At 65.5% G+C, this 13,348-nt stretch carries 16 protein-coding genes and 1 tRNA gene; 8 read left to right on the top strand and 9 right to left on the bottom strand.

Annotation, left to right across the window (positions count from 1 at the left end; all coding sequences use genetic code 11):
• A tRNA-Arg gene (locus JHC57_RS10985) sits at positions 1-77 on the bottom strand.
• Between the two features lie 72 nt (positions 78-149).
• Here JHC57_RS10985 and JHC57_RS10980 point away from each other — a divergent pair.
• Positions 150-950 carry a queuosine precursor transporter gene (locus JHC57_RS10980; protein WP_294030040.1) on the top strand — a complete coding sequence of 267 codons (801 nt, stop codon included), beginning with the start codon at positions 150-152 and terminating at the stop codon, positions 948-950.
• A gap of 5 nt (positions 951-955) precedes the next feature.
• Positions 956-1,339, top strand: coding sequence for a hypothetical protein (locus JHC57_RS10975; protein WP_294030039.1), 384 nt, complete (start codon positions 956-958; stop codon positions 1,337-1,339).
• On the opposite strand, the gene purQ is transcribed toward JHC57_RS10975, so the two are convergent.
• Together purQ and purS are read right to left on the bottom strand one after the other, a co-directional pair.
• Complete coding sequence (purQ, locus tag JHC57_RS10970) at positions 1,301-1,966, bottom strand: phosphoribosylformylglycinamidine synthase subunit PurQ (RefSeq protein WP_294030038.1); 666 nt, start codon at positions 1,964-1,966, stop codon at positions 1,301-1,303. The two genes, JHC57_RS10975 and purQ, sit on opposite strands and share 39 nt — an antisense overlap.
• A gap of 15 nt (positions 1,967-1,981) precedes the next feature.
• Positions 1,982-2,212 (bottom strand): phosphoribosylformylglycinamidine synthase subunit PurS, encoded by a 231-nt coding sequence (gene purS, locus JHC57_RS10965; protein WP_037513977.1) that lies wholly within the window; start codon positions 2,210-2,212, stop codon positions 1,982-1,984.
• 193 nt (positions 2,213-2,405) lie between these two features.
• On the opposite strand from purS, the gene JHC57_RS10960 reads away from it, so the two are divergent.
• From JHC57_RS10960 to JHC57_RS10950, 3 genes are all read left to right on the top strand, one after another.
• Positions 2,406-2,579, top strand: a complete 174-nt coding sequence (locus tag JHC57_RS10960; protein ID WP_294030042.1) for a (2Fe-2S)-binding protein — start codon at positions 2,406-2,408, stop codon at positions 2,577-2,579.
• A gap of 102 nt (positions 2,580-2,681) precedes the next feature.
• Entirely contained in the window at positions 2,682-3,161 is a 480-nt protein-coding gene (bfr, locus tag JHC57_RS10955) for a bacterioferritin (RefSeq protein ID WP_294030037.1), read from the top strand.
• A gap of 226 nt (positions 3,162-3,387) precedes the next feature.
• On the top strand, positions 3,388-3,807 hold the full coding sequence (locus JHC57_RS10950) for an addiction module antidote protein (RefSeq protein WP_294030036.1): 420 nt from the start codon (positions 3,388-3,390) through the stop codon (positions 3,805-3,807).
• Between the two features lie 36 nt (positions 3,808-3,843).
• On the opposite strand, the gene JHC57_RS10945 is transcribed toward JHC57_RS10950, so the two are convergent.
• From JHC57_RS10945 to JHC57_RS10935, 3 genes are read right to left on the bottom strand one after another with little or no spacing between them, the layout of a single operon-like run.
• Positions 3,844-4,323: a ribose-phosphate pyrophosphokinase gene (locus JHC57_RS10945; protein ID WP_366928540.1), complete on the bottom strand. Its 480-nt coding sequence runs from the start codon at positions 4,321-4,323 to the stop codon at positions 3,844-3,846.
• On the bottom strand, positions 4,302-5,117 hold the full coding sequence (locus JHC57_RS10940) for a DUF1295 domain-containing protein (protein ID WP_294030035.1): 816 nt from the start codon (positions 5,115-5,117) through the stop codon (positions 4,302-4,304). The genes JHC57_RS10945 and JHC57_RS10940 overlap by 22 nt, the downstream gene beginning before the upstream one ends.
• Positions 5,114-5,737: a lysophospholipid acyltransferase family protein gene (locus tag JHC57_RS10935; protein WP_294030041.1), complete on the bottom strand. Its 624-nt coding sequence runs from the start codon at positions 5,735-5,737 to the stop codon at positions 5,114-5,116. The genes JHC57_RS10940 and JHC57_RS10935 overlap by 4 nt, the downstream gene beginning before the upstream one ends.
• A 137-nt stretch (positions 5,738-5,874) precedes the next feature.
• Here JHC57_RS10935 and JHC57_RS10930 point away from each other — a divergent pair, with 137 nt between their 5' ends.
• Positions 5,875-7,287, top strand: coding sequence for a M20/M25/M40 family metallo-hydrolase (locus tag JHC57_RS10930; RefSeq protein WP_294030034.1), 1,413 nt, complete (start codon positions 5,875-5,877; stop codon positions 7,285-7,287).
• A gap of 11 nt (positions 7,288-7,298) precedes the next feature.
• On the opposite strand, the gene JHC57_RS10925 is transcribed toward JHC57_RS10930, so the two are convergent.
• Together JHC57_RS10925 and JHC57_RS10920 are read right to left on the bottom strand one after the other, a co-directional pair.
• On the bottom strand, positions 7,299-8,114 hold the full coding sequence (locus JHC57_RS10925) for a ferredoxin--NADP reductase (RefSeq protein WP_294030033.1): 816 nt from the start codon (positions 8,112-8,114) through the stop codon (positions 7,299-7,301).
• Entirely contained in the window at positions 8,114-8,572 is a 459-nt protein-coding gene (locus JHC57_RS10920) for a hypothetical protein (RefSeq protein WP_294030032.1), read from the bottom strand. Before JHC57_RS10920 ends, JHC57_RS10925 begins: the two co-directional genes overlap by 1 nt.
• 168 nt (positions 8,573-8,740) lie before the next feature.
• On the opposite strand from JHC57_RS10920, the gene JHC57_RS10915 reads away from it, so the two are divergent.
• Positions 8,741-9,265: a hypothetical protein gene (locus JHC57_RS10915; protein WP_294030031.1), complete on the top strand. Its 525-nt coding sequence runs from the start codon at positions 8,741-8,743 to the stop codon at positions 9,263-9,265.
• Between the two features lie 13 nt (positions 9,266-9,278).
• On the opposite strand, the gene JHC57_RS10910 is transcribed toward JHC57_RS10915, so the two are convergent.
• Positions 9,279-10,619 (bottom strand): acyltransferase, encoded by a 1,341-nt coding sequence (locus JHC57_RS10910; protein WP_294030030.1) that lies wholly within the window; start codon positions 10,617-10,619, stop codon positions 9,279-9,281.
• Positions 10,620-10,959: 340 nt separating this feature from the next.
• On the opposite strand from JHC57_RS10910, the gene parC reads away from it, so the two are divergent.
• Positions 10,960-13,260 carry a DNA topoisomerase IV subunit A gene (gene parC, locus JHC57_RS10905; protein ID WP_294030029.1) on the top strand — a complete coding sequence of 767 codons (2,301 nt, stop codon included), beginning with the start codon at positions 10,960-10,962 and terminating at the stop codon, positions 13,258-13,260.
• Positions 13,261-13,348 lie beyond the last annotated feature (88 nt).

Raw genomic sequence — 13,348 nt, 5'->3', positions numbered from 1 at the left:
TGGCGCGCCCGGCAGGATTCGAACCTGCGACCACCCGCTTAGAAGGCGGGTGCTCTATCCAGCTGAGCTACGGGCGCGCAGCGCTGTTTGCGTCGCGCGGCGAATAGCGCGGTTTGCCTGGACTGCAAAGCAGGTTAAGCAGCAAGCCGATGTCCGATTCCCCTCCGACCAGCCCCGCCTCCGGCGCCGCGCCCGCGCATGTCAGCGCTGCGAGTGTCCGGCATTTCCGCTATTACGACCTCGTGATGGCGGCCTTCGTTGCCGTGCTGCTGCTGTCGAACATCATCGGCGCGTCGAAACTGTCGATGGTCGGGGGGCTGACCTTCGGCGCGGGCATCCTGTTTTTCCCGATCAGCTATGTGATCGGCGACGTGCTGACCGAGGTCTATGGTTATGCCCGCGCACGGCGCGTGATCTGGACGGGGTTCGCCGCGCTCCTCTTCATGGCGGTGATGAGCTGGATCGTCCTCGCGATGCCTCCCGCGCAGGACTGGTGGTGCAGCGGCACCGAGACGCTGGCGCTCAAATCGGGCGACGCATCGGGGCCCGGCGCGGTCTGCCAGCAGACCTATGAAAGCGTCTTCGGCGCCGCCTGGCGGATCGTCCTCGCCTCGATGGTCGCCTTTTGGGCGGGCGAGTTCGTCAACTCCTATGTCCTCGCGCGCATGAAGCTGGCGACCGAAGGGCGGCACCTGTGGATGCGGACGATCGGCTCGACGGTTTTCGGGCAGGGCGTCGACAGCCTGATCTTCTATCCCATCGCCTTCCTCGGCATCTGGGAAACCGAACAGGTCTTCCTGGTGCTGACGACAAACTGGGCGATGAAGGTCGCGTGGGAGGCGGTGCTGACCCCTGCAACCTATGTCGTGGTGGGTGCGTTGAAGCGGCGCGAAGGTGTCGATGTGTTCGACGAAGGCACCGATTTCAATCCGTTCGGCGCCAGGGTCTGACGTAAATGACATTGATCGAACTCGCCGCGCTGTTCACCGAACAGAAGACATGGCTCGTCGCGTCGACCGCGCTCGGCCGCGACGCGCTCCATGTCTATTTCGGCCTCGGCCTGTTTATCGCCATCCGGCTATTGTGGCGACGGCGCGGTGGCGGGGTCGCGGCCTGGCTCGCGGTGCTCGTCCTTGCCGTCACCGGCGAGGTGCTCGACATGACGACGCAAGCGAACAATGCGATGGTCCTGCCCGCGTCCGCCCATTGGCACGACATCTGGAACACGATGTTCTGGCCGACGGTCCTGCTGTTCGTCGGACACTGGCTCCGGCCGAAAGCCGGGCCCCTGAGGGAACCGTCAGGCGAGGACGCCGAGCGCGGCCTCGAACAGGCGTAGCCCGTCGGTGCCGCCGTGCGCGCGGTCGATCGCGCGTTCGGGGTGCGGCATCATGCCGAGCACATTGCCCGTATCGTTGAGCACGCCCGCGATGTCGCGCGCCGATCCGTTGACGCCGTCGGTGTAGCGGAAAGCGACGCGGCCCTCGCCCTCGATCCGGTCGAGCGTTTCGGCGTCGGCGAAATAATTGCCGTCGTGATGCGCGACGGGGATGCTGATCTCCTCGCCGGCATTATAGCTCGCGGTGAACAGCGACTGGCTGTTCTCGACCTTGAGCGGCACGGTGCGGCACACGAAATTGAGCCCCGCGTTACGCATCAACGCGCCTGGGAGCAGCTGCGCCTCGGTCAGCACCTGAAAGCCGTTGCACACGCCGAGCACCGGCACGCCGCGTCCCGCGGCGTCCGACACCGCACGCAGGATCGGCGAGCGCGCCGCCATCGCGCCCGAGCGCAGATAGTCGCCATAGGAAAAGCCGCCGGGGAGCGCGATGAAGTCAACCCCGTCGGGCAGCTCGCTTTCGCGGTGCCATACCATCGCGGGCGCCTTGCCCGTGACCTGTTCGAGCGCGACCGCCATGTCGCGGTCGCAGTTGGAACCCGGAAAGACGATGACGGCGGTCTTCATGGCTGGGAGCTCCTCTTACGGGCGTTCGATGCGGTAGTTTTCGATCACCGTGTTGGCGAGCAGCTTCGCGCACATCGCGTCGAGGTCGGCATCGCTCGTGCCGTCGGCGACGTCGAGTTCGATGAAGCGGCCCGCGCGGACGTCCGCAACGCCGCCGAAGCCGAGGCCCTCGAGCGCATGATGGATCGCCTTGCCCTGCGGGTCGAGCACCCCCGGCTTGAGCGTCACATAGACATTCACTTTCATGGGGGCGGACCTTTTGCTGGAAGGGCGGGGAAGATGGGCGCGCCTATGCCCGCGAATCACTTCGGGGGCAAGGGGCCGGCACCGGCGCGGCGCGGGAAAAATGCGCCTGTTCACATTGCGAACCAGTCGCATCTTTCCTGTTGCGAATCCCTCGCACTATCCCTACATCGGCTTTGTTGAGAAGGATTCGCACATGGTCGTCTGTGTCTGCAACGCAATAAGGGAACGTGATCTGCGCGACGTCGCGCGCAGCGGCCAATTGCGGTGCGCCAAGGCGGCCTATGCGCAATTGGGTCGCAAACCCAAGTGCGGCCAGTGCCTGTCATTCGCTCGCAATATCATCAGCGACGTCGCCGCGACCGCCTGATTTTTCTTGGTTTTCCGCCATTTTTGACCTTGGCTCGACGGAGCCGGGGCGCCTATAATGCGCCCACTCCCATTACCCAAGAAAAATGACAGGACAGACACCATGAAGGGCGACGAAAAGGTCATCGACTTCCTCAACGAAGCGCTCAAGAACGAACTGACCGCGATCAACCAGTACTGGCTGCACTATCGCATGCTCGACAATTGGGGCGTTGCGCGCCTCGCTGCGTTCGAACGCGAAGAGTCGATCGACGAGATGAAGCACGCCGACAAGCTCGCCGACCGCATCCTGTTCCTCGGCGGCCTCCCCAACTTCCAGCTGCTCGGCCGCCTGCGCGTCGGCGAGACGGTCGAGGAAATCCTGAAGGCCGACCTCGCGATCGAGGAAGAGGCGATCCCGCTGCTCAAGGACGCCATCGCCCATTGCGAAGGCGTGCGCGACTATGTCAGCCGCGACCTCTTCTCCGACATCCTCGAAAGCGAGGAGCATCATGTCGACGAGCTCGAAAAGCAGTTCGAGATGATCGAGCGCATGGGTATCGAAAATTATGTCCAGCTTCAGTCGAAGCCCGTCAGCGACTGATTCGGCGGCGACGGCGACGTCCACGCGCTAAGCCATTGACAAGAGAGGCACTTTCGGGCGCCTCTTTTTTCGCTTGTATTTGCGAATAATTCTCAATAGCAAGGTTGGGCAGTCCCCTCCTGCCGGCCGCCGCAACTTCAAGCTGCATTCCAAGGCGGCCGGCATCTTTTTCCCGAAGCGGATGGAGCGGACCGGAGGGCTGCATGGGCCGGGAGACATTCACCTCATGCAAAGCAGCGCGCTGATCCGCCAATTGTCCGAACAGCCGCTGGTGCGCGACCTGTCGGTCGAAGCCGCGCAGGCGGTGCTCGCGCTGCGCTATTGCATCCTCTGCCGCCGCAGCGACCGCGACCCGATGCCCGAACTCGAACGGCGCTGGGGCAATATCCTCGCCGCGCGTCGCTATCGCCTGGTCGTCGAGGCGATCGGGCACATCTGGCCCGAGCCTTTCGCGGTCGCGCCGCCCTGCTGCCCGCGCGTCAGCTTCGACGAGGCGCTGCTCGCCGCCGTCGTCGGCTCCGCCTCACGCGGCGACCGCGTCCATTTCGACTGGCTGACCGCCGAGATGCTCGGCAGCGACGCGCGCGAGATGCTGTTCGTCGCGCTCGAGAATTTCATTCGCGCGCGGGCGCCGGGACGGGTTTAGGCTGCGGCGGCTTCGGGATGGAACGCGAACGTTCCCTTATCCGCCATCCCGGCCTTCGCCGGGATGACAAATTTGGTCGGGCAGCTCCCGGTCGAAATCCGCCTGGTGCCGCGCCCAATAGTCGAACACTGCCTGCTGCTGCTCGCGGATGAACCGCGCCGCCGCCACGCCTTCCCACGGACCGTCATAACCCAGCAGCAGCGCTGTCCCGCCGACCCACCAGCCCTGCCCGGGCAGCCGGTCGCTTTCGCGCACCACCAGCACCGCAAGGTCGGGCTCGCCGTCCATCGCGCTCAGCCGGTCGACCTCTTCGAGCGTCCGGCACACCGCACGCATCTTGGGCCGCGTGAAACGGAAACCGAGATCGCCGAGCAGTTCGGAATAGCTGACGCTGCGCCCCTCGCGCGCGGCCGCGATCAGGATCGCGCGGATGCGCGGCGCATCGCCGAGCGCGGATACGTCGGCGGGGCTTTCCGCGCCGCCAAGGCCCCCGTCTAACGCGCCTTTGGCGGCCATGGAATAAAGCCCGAGGTGCGCTGGACATAGGCGGCATAATCGGGGCGCGTCTTGTGCAGTCCCTTTTCGAGCAGCGCCTTGCCCGACCATCTGGTGAGCGTGAAGGTCAGGAAGACCGGACCGATCAGGCTCGCGAGCGCGGGCGCCCAGCCAAGATCAAGGACGACCAGCCAGATGCCCCACCACGCCAGCGCGTCGCCGAAATAATTGGGATGCCGCGTGTAGCGCCAGAGGCCGGTGTCGAGCACCCTGCCCCTGTTCGCGGGATTTTTGCGAAACGCGTCGAGCTGCGCGTCGCCGATGCTTTCGAAGGCAATGCCGGCCAGCGCCGCCGCGACGCCGATCCAGCCGGAAATTCCGACCTCTTGCCCCGCGCCGGTCGCACTCGCCCAGATACCGATCTGCGCGGGCAGGCAGGTGACGAAAAGCAACGGCGCCTGCGTCACGAAGACCATGAGCAGTGCGGTCTTCGCCCAGCTCCACTTCCGCTTCTCCATCGTGCCCGCGAGGATCTTCCTGTACCGCGGATCCTCGCCATGGCTCGCCCAGCGGATCGTCAGATGGATGCCGAGCCGGAGGCCCCACAAGGTCGTGAGGCCAAGCAGCAGCTTCGCATGCGCCGCAGCCACCCCGACCTGCCACCACGTCCCCCATGCGAGCAGCACCATGCCGAACGCCCAGAAGGCGTCGATGAACGACACGTCGCGGATAACGACCGACAGGCCCCACAGGATGAGGATGACGCCGAGCAATCCCGCGAAATTGGTCGCAAGCAGCAAAAGGGCGTCGATCATGCACGCATATCCGGTACCTCGTCGCCGCCGACTATATCATCGATCGACTGCACTGCACGCTCGGGGAATTTGGGAATGCAATTTTTATAGGTTTCCAGCACCTTCAGCATATCGGCGCGAAAATCGCCGCTGGGCCAGATCAGCGGGCCGAGCCCACCGGTCTTCTTGCTGTAGTCCATGAAACCGACGACCAGCGGCACCCTGGCAGCGAGTGCGATCTGGTAGAATCCGGTGCGCCACTTCTTCGTCTTGCCGCGCGTCCCTTCGGGCGCGATCGTCAGGATGAATTCGGCGCGGTGCGCAAACTCGTCCGCCATCTGCTGCACGACATTGGTGCCACCGCGCCGGTCGACGGGGATGCCGCCCATCTGCTTCATGAACCCGGCCAGCGGCCATCGGAACAGCGACAATTTCCCCATGAAATGCGGCCTGATGCGGAGATCGCCGGCGAGACCGAGGAAATTGACGAAGTCCCAATTGCTCGTGTGCGGCGCCGCGATCAGCACGAAACGCCGCGGCTCGGGCACCTCGCCCACCGCTTTCCAGCCGCGCATCCGGTACAGCAGGAGCAGCAGGCGGCGCACCGCGCGCGCCACCAGCCCCGGCGGGTGGTCATTCATTCTCGTCACGCTGGCTCCTGTTCCCCACGCACACCCGATTGCGCGAAAGCCATTCGCCGCGCAAGGGGCCCACGCATCGCGGCTTGCGGCCACGCCGTCTTTCTGCTCCTTTCCTCCGCAAAACGGGGGAGAATTTGATGAAGATGCTTTCCGCGCTGCTGACGTCCGCCTTGCTGGTCGCGGCGCCCGCAACCGCCGCCGAAACCCGGGTCCGGCCCGACCAGCTCGCTTTCCGCGAAATCTACCGCGAGCTGGTCGAGACGAATACGACGCTGTCGTCGGGCAGCTGCACCCTCGCCGCCGAGCGCATGGCGGCGCGGCTGAAGGCGGCGGGCATCCCCGACGGCCAGCTCACCCTGTTCGCGGCCCCCGGGAATCCGAAGGAAGGCGGTCTGGTCGCCGTCTATCCGGGCACCAGCAGGAGCGCGAAGCCGATCCTGCTCGTCGCGCATATCGACGTCGTCGAGGCGAAGCGCGCCGATTGGGAACGCGACCCGTTCGTGATGGTCGAGGAGAATGGCTATTTCTACGGCCGCGGCACCGCCGACGACAAGGCGCAGGCCGCCGTGTGGGTCGACACGCTGATCCGCTTCCGGCAGGCGGGATACAAGCCCAAGCGCACGGTCAAGGTCGCACTCACCTGCGGCGAGGAAACCAACGGCGCGTTCAACGGAGTCGAATGGCTCGCCGCGAACAAGCGCGACCTGATCGACGCCGAATTCGCGCTCAACGAAGGCGGCGGAGGCGACAGCGACGGCAAGGGCAAGGTGATCGGCCAGTCGGTGCAGGTCGGCGAAAAGACCTTCGCCAATTTCCGCCTCGAAACGCGCAACCCCGGCGGGCACAGCTCGGCGCCGGTGCCCGACAACGCGATCTACGAGCTCGCGCGCGCGCTCACAAGGATCGACGAGCATGACTTCCCGGTCGAGATGACCGACACGACGCGGCGCTTCTTTGCCGAGGCCGGCGCCGCGCGCGGCGACGAGACCGGCAAGGCGATGGTCGCGCTGGCGACGACCCCCGCCGACAAGGCGGCGGAGACGATCGTCAACAAGGATCCCTTTCTCCACAGCAATCTGCGCACAACCTGCGTCGCGACGCTGCTCGACGGCGGCCACGCCCCGAACGCGCTGCCGCAGCGCGCCGGCGCGAACATCAACTGCCGCATCTTTCCCGGGCACAGCATCGAATCGATCAGGGACGAACTCGCGAGGGTGATCGGCGATCCCGGCGTCACGATCACGCAGTTGCCGCCGAAACGCCCCGCGCCGCCCGCGCCGCCGCTCGACCCGAAGATCATCGGGCCGATGCAAAAGCTCGTCGACAAATATTGGCCGGGACTGAAGGTTATCCCGTCGATGGCCAACGGCTATACCGACGCCACCTTCCTCGGCGCGGTCGGCATCCCGACCTATGGCATCCCCGGCATGTGGGGCGACCCCGACGGCAACGGCGCGCACGGCCTCAACGAACGCATGGAAGTGCGTTCGGTCTATGTCGGGCGCGACTATATGTTCGATCTGGTGAAGGCTTACGCCGACAGGCCCTGAAATATCCGGCCTTAACCGACGAACGCGCGCTCGATCACGAAGTCGCCGGGGGACGCATTCGACCCTTCCCTGAAGCCGAGCTCCTCGAAGCGCGCCTGAAGGTCGCGGATCATCGCCATGCTGCCGCACATCATGATGCGGTCGGTGGCCGGATCGAATGCGGACGGACCGGTCAGCGGATGGCCGAAGAGCGAACCGTCCTCGATCAGCGCGTCGATACGGCCCGTCGTGCGGAAGGGCTCGCGCGTCACGGTCGGGAGATAGTGGAACTGCAGCAGCGCCTGATCCTGCACCAGCGGATCGCCCGCGAGCTGGCTTTCCAGTTCGTCGCGGAAGGCGAGGTCGCTGACCTGGCGCACGCAATGGACGATCACGATCTGGTTGAAACGCTCATAGATATCGGGATCGCGCGCAAGGCTGAGGAAGGGCGCAAGGCCGGTGCCGGTCGAGAGCATGAACAGCCGCCGGCCGGGGGTCAGCGCGTCGGCGACGAGCGTGCCCGTCGGCTTGCGGCCGAGATAGACTGGATCGCCCGGCTGGATGAGCTGGAGACGCGAGGTCAGCGGGCCGCCCGGCACCTTGATCGACAGGAATTCGAGTTCGTCGGCATAGGCGGGGCTGGCGATCGAATAGGCGCGGAGCAGCGGACGGCCCTCGCCCGGCAAGCCGATCATCACGAACTCGCCCGAGCGGAAGCGGAAACTCGGCGGGCGCGTGATCGTGAAGCTGAACAGATGCTCGTTCCAATGGCGCACCGAACGCACCTCCTCGACGGTCAGCGAGGCGGAGGGGGCCAGTTTGGCGGCTTCGGCAATACGGTCACTCATCACTTTGAACTTTCCTGATGTGTCATGGTGCCGGCCGCGAGGACCGGCATGTCGAATCCCGCCGCAACCAGCCTGTCGATCGCGGTGCCCATCGCCTTTGCGATCGGGCCGACGCTCTCTCCCTCGGCCAGCAAGGCCAGCGTCGCGCGGGCATTTGCGGCATTCCCAAGCGAAAAATCGCGCCAGAGTCCAAGCAGAATTGCTTCATCCTCTGAAATCTGGAGGCACGGCATGGGCGCGAGCAGCAGCGTCCGAACGGCGTCGCCGCCTAGCAGCGCCATCGCGACATGGAAATCGGGAAGTGCGCCGGGCGCATCGACGGCGACGAATCCCCGGCGCAGCAGCCGCGGCGGACATTGCCCGCGCTCGGTCGCCGCGACCCAGCCGCGCATCGCCCAGAGCAGGAAACGCCCGCTGTTGCACAGGCCCTGCACCGGCCGGTCGACAAAGGCGTACATCGATTCCCTTTCCAGCGCGCATGATGCGGCACCAGCGGGCTTATATGTTATTGAGAGTCATTTTCAATTCAAGATTTTCTACCGGGCATCCTGCCTGCGGGACGAGAAACCGGTGCCGCAGAGTCCTGATTTGTTGTTGTAAAAGCCGCTCGCTTCCGGGTTAAGGCGATGATGGATGAGGTATCGGGACGAATGTCGCATCCGTCGATTCTTCGGCCGGAGATCTACGAGATGGCGGCATCGCAGGTAACATGGCGGGGCGTGTTTCAGTTTGCTGCAATAATCGGCGCCATCATGCTCGTGCGCCTGTGGCTGGAGCGTTCCGCCGAAGCCGATGCCAGGGCCGCCTTGTTCGGCAGCTTTCCCGATTTCTCATGCGACCGATTGTCCTTCGATACGGAGGATTGGCAGATGGGCACGAGCTGGAGCGGCAGGGCGACCTATACATATTCCCTGCTCGACATGCCCCGCCCCTGCCGCGCGCAATTGCAACGGCTTGTCCGTTGGAGCGGCTGGATTCCGGAACGGGAATTCCGGTCGCGCGGCACCAGCTGGTATGGCTTCCGGCAGGGCGCCGAACTGAGACTGCGCTTCGAAAGGGACGAGATCTGGTATCGCTACCGCAAAGCGCGCCCGATGAAATGCCTGGCCAGGGCATGCCAACCCCAGGGCAGGCCCCCGGGACCGGCCTGAACCCGGCCACGCATCAGGTTCGCGGCTGCGCCAGCCGGTGCACCGGCCCGAATTGCGCGACCGCGGCGCCCACGAACGGCAGCGCGACGAGCCAGAGCCGAACGCCCGTCACCCCCAGCGGGCTTGCGATGCTGATCGCCGCGGTGGCGCCGAGCCCCGCGCAGATCAGCAGCAACCCGACGATCAGCCGCCAGTGCGGCACCTCGCCACTATCCTTGCTCGCGCGTTCGTGGCGCGCAAAGGCCATGATCAGGGGAAAAAGCGCGGCGATGTAGAGCAAGAACCAGACCGGCCGCGCCAGCCACCAGGCAGCGCTTCCCGGCTGGACGTCGAGCCCGAGCCCGACAAGCAGCCACGCGGCGACCATGACGAGCACAAAGGCGGTCAGGTGCCAGAGATAGATCGTCATGATCATCCCGTTGACGAGCACGACGCCGGTCCAGACGCGGAGACTGTCGAGCATGCGCCGCCCCGCGGGTTCGAGCGCGAGCGCGAAACCCGCCTGAGCGATGCCGAGTGCCAGCAAGGCCAGCGTCGGCGGCATCGAGTTGCTGAGATCTGATCCCGGCACGCCGATCATCGCGACCGGATAGGGCCCGAGCCCGACAAGCAGGCCGAGCGCGGCCAGGCCGCCGACGCCCCAGACAAGCGCCCTGCCGGGCGTCAGCCGCCCTTCGCTCCATGCGAAGCCGAGCTGATGGATCGCGAGCCACACGAAAGCGAAGTTGAGGAAATTTACGTGGGGCACGCCGAAACGCAGCGCCGCGACGTCGATCGCGACCGCGCCGGCGACGAGCGCCCAGAAGGAGGCGAATCCCCAGCGCCGCCATGCCCTCCACGTCAGCGGCACGACCGCCGCGACCATCAGATAGACCGACAGGAACCACACCGGGATCAGCGCGAGCTGCGCCGCCATCGCGACCACCCCGCGCTCGACCCCCGCGAGCGTCCCGAACATCGCGACGAGCGTCCAGATCAGGAACAACGGCAACACCGGGTTGATCAGCCGCTGCAACCGCCCGCTGTACCAGCTTTCATAGCTGCCGCCCTTGCGCTGCGTCGCCGCCCACGACATGCCGTTCGAGAAACCGCCGACGAGAAAGAAAAGCGGCATGACCTGGAACCCCCAGGTCAGCCACTGCGTCCACGGCAGGATCCCGAGCAGATGCCCACCCTCGACCGCGCCGTCCTTCATATAGGGTGCGGCGACCAGCCAGTGACCGACGACGACCGCGAGGATCGACAGCGCGCGGAGGAAATCGACATAGCGGTTGCGTTCGGGCGGTGCCTGTAGCGCCGTCTCCCGTGCCCGCGACCAGATGCTTTTGCGAACGGCGCCAATGGTTTCGGTCAAGATGTCGCACCTCCCCTGTGGAAACGCCAAGCTAGTGTCCCGGCGCATCGAGACAAGAGCGATCGGGCAATCCACTTTTCTGCCTTTCCTACTTTCTCCCGCTATGCCAGCCTCTTGCCCGCTCTTTGATTTGTGCATCCGACGTTCCGGCCCGGCATGCCCGATCCGCCCCCCCCCCGGGGTTCTGGCCCTAAAGCCACAAAGGACACATTACCGACACGCGCATGCGGGGCTTTTGTGGCTTTAAGGGCCGATCCGGTCACGGCCACCGGCGAACCGTCGCGCCCCGCAATGCTTCGCCTTTGCCTTGGCGCGCCAGCCTTGCTATCGGCTCGGGACAATGGCGACCACCAACGACGATCTTCCACCTTCCGTGCCCGGCGATTCCATCGATACCCCGTTCGACAGCGCGCTGTCCGAACGTTATCTGGTCTATGCGCTGTCGACGATCACCGCGCGCTCGCTGCCCGACCTGCGCGACGGGCTGAAGCCCGTTCATCGCCGCCTCTTGTGGGCGATGCGCGCGATGCGTCTCGACCCCTCGCAGGGCTACAAGAAGTCGGCGCGCGTCGTCGGCGACGTCATCGGCAAGTTCCACCCGCACGGCGACACCGCGGTCTATGACGCGATGGTCCGCCTCGCGCAGGATTTCTCGCTTCGCTATCCGCTCGTCGACGGCCAGGGCAATTTCGGCAATATCGACGGCGATAACGCCGCGGCCTACCGCTATACCGAAGCGCGGCTGACGCGCGTTGCGATCGACCTGATGCAGGGGCTCGACGAGGGCACGGTCGACTTCCGTCCGACCTATAATGGCGAGGATGAAGAGCCCGAGATCATGCCGGGGCTGTTCCCGAACCTGCTCGCCAATGGCGCGAGCGGGATCGCGGTCGGCATGGCGACGAATATCCCGCCGCACAACGCCGCCGAGGTGATCGGCGCCGCGCTGCTGCTGATCGAGAACCAGAATGCCGAGCTGCCCGAGCTGCTCGAACATGTGAAGGGTCCCGATTTCCCGACCGGCGGCATCGTCGTCGACAGCCCCGAAACGATCGCGCACGCCTACGAGACCGGTCGCGGCGGTTTCCGCGTCCGCGCGCGTTTTTCGACCGGCAAGCTGGGCGATGGCAGCTGGGAAGAGAGCGGGATCGAGAAATTGTCGGGCGGCACTTGGCAACTCGTGATCAGCGAAATTCCGTACGGGGTCGCCAAGGGCAAGCTGATCGAGCAGATCGCCCAGCTGATCGCCGACAAGAAGCTGCCGATCCTCGAGGATGTGCGCGACGAGAGCGCCGAGGATCTGCGCATCGTGCTCGAACCCAAGAGCCGCAACGTCGACCCCGAGGTACTCAAGGACAGCCTGTTCCGGCTGACCGACCTCGAAAGCCGTTTCGCGCTCAATCTCAACGTCCTCGACGCGACGCGCACGCCGAAGGTGATGGGGCTGAAACAGCTGCTCACCGAATGGCTGCAGCATCAGATCATCGTTCTCGTCCGCCGCGCGCAGCACCGCATCGCGAAGATCGACGACCGGCTCGAACTCGTCGCGGGCTATATCATCGCCTTCCTCAATCTCGACCGGATCATCGAGATCATCCGCACCGAGGACGAGCCGAAACCGGTGATGATCGCAGAGTTCATCCTGACCGACCGTCAGGCCGAGGCGATTCTCAACATGCGGCTGCGCAGCTTGCGCCGGCTCGAGGAAATGGAGCTGAAGCGCGAGCAGGCCGACCTGACCGCCGAGCGCGAGGAACTCGCGAAGCTCGTCGAAAGCCCGGCGCGGCAGAAGACGCGGCTGCGCAAGGATCTCGAGAAGCTGCGCGACGTCTATGGCCTAGAAACGCTGCTCGGCGCGCGCCGGACTACGATCGCCGAAGCCGCGCCGACGCGCGAAATCCCGCTCGACGCGATGATCGAGAAGGAACCGGTGACGGTGATCCTGTCGAAGCGCGGCTGGATCCGCGCCCAGCGCGGCCATGTCGCGGCCGACCAGTGGGGCGAGTTCAAGTTCAAGGAAGGCGACGAGCTGCTATTCGCCGCGCACGCGCAGACGACCGACAAGCTGCTGGTCGCCGCGAGCGACGGACGCTTCTTCACCGTCGGCGCCGACAAGCTGCCGGGCGGGCGCGGCTTCGGCGAACCGCTGCGCCTGATGGTCGATATCGATCCCGATGCGCGGATCGTCGCGCTGATCCCCGCAAGCGCCGAAGGCCGCCTGCTGCTCGCCTCGACGAGCGGCCACGGCTTCGTCGCACAGATGAGCGAAGTGGTCGCCGAGACGCGCAAGGGCCGCAACGTCGTCAATCTGAAGCCCAAGGCGTCTCTCGCGGTGGTGCGCCCGGTCGCTGCCGGCGACGACAGCATCGCGGCCGTCGGCGAGAACCGCAAGCTCGTCGTCTTCCCGCTTGCCGAAGTGCCGGTCATGGCGCGCGGTCAGGGCGTGATGCTGCAACGCTATCGCGACGGCGGCCTTTCCGACGCGGTCAGCTTCGCCTTTGCCGAAGGACTGAGCTGGGCGATGGGCGGCGACACCGGCCGCACACGAACCGAAACCGACCTCGCTCCCTGGCGCGTCGCGCGCGGGGCGGCCGGCCGCATGCCGCCGACCGGTTTTCCAAGGAACAATCGCTTCGACTGACCGTATTTCGATGTATCCGTAAATCCCTTCTTTACTTCCCGTGACCTAGGCATTGGGCAATGGGGAAAGGTCGCACAAAACCCTCTGT

The sequence above is a fragment of the Sphingopyxis sp. genome (genome assembly GCF_016463645.1).
GTDB lineage: Bacteria > Pseudomonadota > Alphaproteobacteria > Sphingomonadales > Sphingomonadaceae > Sphingopyxis.
Note: the sequence above shows the minus strand (reverse complement) of the source record. Positions and strands in the feature narration are given on the sequence as shown.

Bases quoted from the DNA above. Each gene is read 5' to 3' on its own strand.
- JHC57_RS10940 (WP_294030035.1), bottom strand. From the start codon at position 5,117: ATGATCGACGCCCTTTTGCTGCTTGCGACCAATTTCGCGGGATTGCTC.
- JHC57_RS10945 (WP_366928540.1), bottom strand. From the start codon at position 4,323: ATGGCCGCCAAAGGCGCGTTAGACGGGGGCCTTGGCGGCGCGGAAAGC.
- JHC57_RS10950 (WP_294030036.1), top strand. From the start codon at position 3,388: ATGCAAAGCAGCGCGCTGATCCGCCAATTGTCCGAACAGCCGCTGGTG.
- JHC57_RS10920 (WP_294030032.1), bottom strand. From the start codon at position 8,572: ATGTACGCCTTTGTCGACCGGCCGGTGCAGGGCCTGTGCAACAGCGGG.
- JHC57_RS10975 (WP_294030039.1), top strand. From the start codon at position 956: ATGACATTGATCGAACTCGCCGCGCTGTTCACCGAACAGAAGACATGG.
- JHC57_RS10935 (WP_294030041.1), bottom strand. From the start codon at position 5,737: ATGAATGACCACCCGCCGGGGCTGGTGGCGCGCGCGGTGCGCCGCCTG.
- JHC57_RS10915 (WP_294030031.1), top strand. From the start codon at position 8,741: ATGATGGATGAGGTATCGGGACGAATGTCGCATCCGTCGATTCTTCGG.
- purQ (WP_294030038.1), bottom strand. From the start codon at position 1,966: ATGAAGACCGCCGTCATCGTCTTTCCGGGTTCCAACTGCGACCGCGAC.
- JHC57_RS10925 (WP_294030033.1), bottom strand. From the start codon at position 8,114: ATGAGTGACCGTATTGCCGAAGCCGCCAAACTGGCCCCCTCCGCCTCG.
- purS (WP_037513977.1), bottom strand. From the start codon at position 2,212: ATGAAAGTGAATGTCTATGTGACGCTCAAGCCGGGGGTGCTCGACCCG.
- parC (WP_294030029.1), top strand. From the start codon at position 10,960: ATGGCGACCACCAACGACGATCTTCCACCTTCCGTGCCCGGCGATTCC.
- JHC57_RS10930 (WP_294030034.1), top strand. From the start codon at position 5,875: ATGAAGATGCTTTCCGCGCTGCTGACGTCCGCCTTGCTGGTCGCGGCG.
- JHC57_RS10960 (WP_294030042.1), top strand. From the start codon at position 2,406: ATGGTCGTCTGTGTCTGCAACGCAATAAGGGAACGTGATCTGCGCGAC.
- JHC57_RS10980 (WP_294030040.1), top strand. From the start codon at position 150: ATGTCCGATTCCCCTCCGACCAGCCCCGCCTCCGGCGCCGCGCCCGCG.
- bfr (WP_294030037.1), top strand. From the start codon at position 2,682: ATGAAGGGCGACGAAAAGGTCATCGACTTCCTCAACGAAGCGCTCAAG.